General features: G+C 63.6%; 6 protein-coding genes and 1 riboswitch. Of the genes, 1 reads left to right on the top strand and 5 read right to left on the bottom strand.

Annotation, left to right across the window (positions count from 1 at the left end):
* Positions 1–261 precede the first annotated feature (261 nt).
* The 4 genes from AC5JJ6_RS05660 to AC5JJ6_RS05645 form a co-directional block, all read right to left on the bottom strand.
* Positions 262–531 (bottom strand): type II toxin-antitoxin system ParD family antitoxin, encoded by a 270-nt coding sequence (locus tag AC5JJ6_RS05660; RefSeq protein WP_496041105.1) that lies wholly within the window; start codon positions 529–531, stop codon positions 262–264.
* Between the two features lie 80 nt (positions 532–611).
* Positions 612–1,223 (bottom strand): uracil-DNA glycosylase, encoded by a 612-nt coding sequence (locus AC5JJ6_RS05655; RefSeq protein WP_496041104.1) that lies wholly within the window; start codon positions 1,221–1,223, stop codon positions 612–614.
* The gene (locus AC5JJ6_RS05650) at positions 1,220–1,927 is read right to left on the bottom strand and encodes a class I SAM-dependent methyltransferase (protein WP_496041103.1); all 708 of its coding nucleotides are present in this window, start codon (positions 1,925–1,927) and stop codon (positions 1,220–1,222) included. Before AC5JJ6_RS05650 ends, AC5JJ6_RS05655 begins: the two co-directional genes overlap by 4 nt.
* Before the next feature lie 133 nt (positions 1,928–2,060).
* A complete protein-coding gene (locus tag AC5JJ6_RS05645) occupies positions 2,061–2,447 on the bottom strand; it encodes a hypothetical protein (RefSeq protein WP_496041102.1) in 387 nt (128 codons plus the stop codon).
* 144 nt (positions 2,448–2,591) lie between these two features.
* Positions 2,592–2,702: riboswitch (SAM-I-IV-variant riboswitch) on the top strand.
* Positions 2,703–2,749: 47 nt separating this feature from the next.
* On the opposite strand from AC5JJ6_RS05645, the gene AC5JJ6_RS05640 reads away from it, so the two are divergent.
* Complete coding sequence (locus tag AC5JJ6_RS05640) at positions 2,750–3,052, top strand: hypothetical protein (protein WP_496041101.1); 303 nt, start codon at positions 2,750–2,752, stop codon at positions 3,050–3,052.
* On the opposite strand, the gene AC5JJ6_RS05635 is transcribed toward AC5JJ6_RS05640, so the two are convergent.
* Positions 3,045–3,246 (bottom strand): aminotransferase class V-fold PLP-dependent enzyme (locus AC5JJ6_RS05635; protein WP_496041100.1); only part of this gene is annotated, 202 nt, incomplete at its 5' end. The genes AC5JJ6_RS05640 and AC5JJ6_RS05635 overlap by 8 nt on opposite strands.

Here is a 3,246-nt window from a genome sequence, read left to right as displayed (position 1 = left end):
CCGACAAGCAGGCGCGTCTATGTCGGCTGCCGCTTCGCTCTAGACCGACCTACGCAGGCGAAGGTATTCGCACGGGTCAATCTCTTCGGCCCTTGGTATGAGATACCGAGGTGTCTTACATCCAGAAGCCCCCGGCGGGGGTCAGGAGAGCGGGCTCCAGTCTCCGCCAGGGGATCAACCGAACGATCGCAATCGGGACCGTCTTACGATAAACTACGGCATATCGCTTTATGGCTGTCCAGAAGAAGACATCATAGTCCGTCAGGTCTTGTCTCCTGTGCGCCGTGCTGCGATCCGCGCCTTTGTCAGGCGGCGCGCCTCGTCACCTGGGATTGCTTCCCCCCGATCCAGTTGGGCCAGACCCTCGGCAATTCGCTGGTTCATATGGTCGATCTCGCGGGAGCGGGACTCGTCGAATTTGAAGAACAACCGCAACGCTTCCCGCATGACTTCGCTCGCCGAGGTGTAGTCTCCACTTGCGACGCGCTGCTCGATCTGACGTTCAAGTTCGGGAGTAAGGGACACGTTCATGGCGCACCTTCGGACAACAAAGCGTTTGACGACAATGCCTGCTGATAACAAGCTATGCTAAACCTTGTTATCGCTGCAAGTCATGACTTCTTCATGGCCCGCTTCGCGGCCAGCGTCACGTCGGCGTGGAAGAGGGGTTCCTCGACGCGGTTGCCGCGCAGGATGTAGCTGGGGTGGAAGGTCGGGACCACCACCGCATCCGGGTACAAGCGGCAGGGGAGTTCCTGGCCGCGCAGCGCCGTGATGCCGCTTTGGCCGGTCAGAGCCCACATCGGGGTGCGGCCCAGGGCGATGACGACGGCCGGCTTGATCTCGTTGAGGGTCCGGCGCAGGTGCTCGATCTCGCCGGCGTATTCGGCGAGGCAGTAGTCCGAGGTTCCCATCGGGCCCAGGTCCTCCGCGACTTCCACGCCAAGCTTCCTGGCCTTGGTCCGCGACGAGAAGAAGTGAGTCACCTTGTTGCCGGGCGGCTGGTAGCGGAAGGTGTTGCCGACAAGGCAGGTGGCGCGGTCCAGACCGACGGATTTCAGGTTTTCGTCCAGCATCCGGCCGCTGACACCGACGAAGGGCTTGCCGGTGCGCGCTTCCTCGGCGCCGGGAGCCTCGCCTATGATGGCGATGCGGCCGCCGACGGGGTCCTTTGTGGGGTACTGGTAATCGACGAAAGGCAGTTCGGTAATCGAGGCGGTCACTGTTCGGGCTTTCGCAGCAGGTTGATCCGGATCGGCTGGTCGAACCACCAGGCGTCGTCGCGTTGCTCGCCGGAAGCTTGGAACAGGGCGCGCAGACGCGCGTCCTCCGTGCGGATCAGGGTGGAGCGTGTCGGATCGACGCCCGCCATGCGGTCGGCGAAGCTCTGGTAGTCCTCGTGCTTCACCGGATTGAGGTAGAATACCTCATCCACCGCTTCCAGTACCCGGACGGATTTCAGCGCCTTCAGCGCAGCGGCCCGGACCTCCGTCTCGTCGTCGACCAGCTTGGTCAGTTCGAAATAGCCGCCGCGCGGTTCCGGTTCATGGATCAGCGCGAGGCCGCCGGGCTTCAGCACGCGCGCCGTCTCGGCCAGCGCCTTCGCCATGTGCGGGATCGGTACGTGGTGCAGGCTGTTCATGAAGATCACCGCATCGACGCTGTCGTTGTGCATCGGCAGGTTCTCGCCCACGCCCTTGATATAGCGCTCGTCCCGGACCGGCTGGGCGGCGCGGGCGCGGTTCAGGGCCTCGTCGAGGATTTCGACGCCCGTCATATGGGCGCCTCGTTTGGCGAGGGCGCGGACCAGTGAGCCTTCGCCGCAGCCGACATCCACGATGCGGGCACCTTCGACCGGCAAAAGGCTTGCGATCACGTCCATTGCCTTGCGGCGCTCTGGAGCGGGATGGGAGTGCTGGTCTTGCATGGCGATCGTCTCTCCGGTCAGGCGCGCGATCTGACTAACAGATTTTGCAGCCAATAGGAGCGGGGAGAATGTAGATCAACGAAAATCGACGCTTCGGGGAACTGGGAATCGAGACAGGGGTCGTCAGTTCCGGTCAGGCCGACAGATCGATCGTGCCGCCGCCGGGACCCTGCCCAAGCGTGCGGGCACGGCCGGCGGCGGCGATCATGCTCTGGACGTTCTTCTGGTCGGAGGACTTCATCTCCGTCACATAGGCGCTGGTGGCGCCGGTCAGCGTGGGGACCTTTGCGCCCGCTTTGGTCGATGTATTGGTTTCCTGGATTGCCTTGCTGTCTTCGCCGACGATGGACTTGGTGACGCCGGTCAGCGGCTCGACCCGCGCATTGACCTTCATTCCCTCGTTGGTGCTGCTGACCTGCCGGTTGATTTCCTGATTGAACGCCTGCGTCTGGGGCGTCAGGTCACGCACCTTGGGAGCAGTCCGCATGAGGTCGGGCGAGATCGGGGAAGAAGAAACCATGGTGACGCCATCCCTGTACCGGCGGACAAAGCTTAGCCCTTATATGATTCTTCAGGATTATATCATAGCTCTTTCAACGGGGGTATAGCGTCGCAGGGATCGAAGAATGCTGTTGCACCGGGCAGGTCCGACAATGTACATGGACCCCAGCATCAAGAGTTGGGCTGGCGCCCAACACCAACCTGCCTTCCCCGGCAAGGTGGTGGTTCCGGAAACGGAACGATGCGGCCTGAACCGGCAACTATACGGGAACGAGCCGCTGCGTCAGCCCTCCTCGGCACGGAAGCCAGGAGGGTTTATTCATGTCTGAACGTCAGCCCGTCGTCCCCGCCACCGGTCCCTGTACCACTCCGCTCTGCGGCCCCGCCGACACGCTGGAACTGATCGCGGGCGGCAGCCGCGCCACCGCGCGCGAGCCGGACCGGCGCGAATGGGTGTTCGCCGCCGTCCATCGCGGCCAGGGGAGCTGGACCCATCTTTACCTAGTCGTCGAGTCGTCCCGCCGGGGGCGCCCGGAGATCCACCTGTGCCTCGTGCTGGAAGGCGAGCGCCTGGAAGAGGCGCGCCGCCGCGCCGCCGCGGATTGGTGGCGTCCGGTCAGCTGAGCGCCGAGGCCAGCCGGTCGATCTCATCTTCCGTGTTGTAGTAGTGGACGGATGCCCGGACCATTTCGGTCAGGCCCCGGGCGTTCATGTCCAGCAGGGTCGATGCCGCCTTGGTAACCGACACGTTGATTCCCTGTTCCGCGAGCAACGCCTTGATCTCCGCCGACGGGCGCGGCCCCGTGAAGGTGACGATG

Source organism: Skermanella sp., from assembly GCF_059503625.1.
Note: the sequence above shows the minus strand (reverse complement) of the source record. Positions and strands in the feature narration are given on the sequence as shown.

Bases quoted from the DNA above. Each gene is read 5' to 3' on its own strand.
- AC5JJ6_RS05640 (WP_496041101.1), top strand. From the start codon at position 2,750: ATGTCTGAACGTCAGCCCGTCGTCCCCGCCACCGGTCCCTGTACCACT.
- AC5JJ6_RS05645 (WP_496041102.1), bottom strand. From the start codon at position 2,447: ATGGTTTCTTCTTCCCCGATCTCGCCCGACCTCATGCGGACTGCTCCC.
- AC5JJ6_RS05660 (WP_496041105.1), bottom strand. From the start codon at position 531: ATGAACGTGTCCCTTACTCCCGAACTTGAACGTCAGATCGAGCAGCGC.
- AC5JJ6_RS05650 (WP_496041103.1), bottom strand. From the start codon at position 1,927: ATGCAAGACCAGCACTCCCATCCCGCTCCAGAGCGCCGCAAGGCAATG.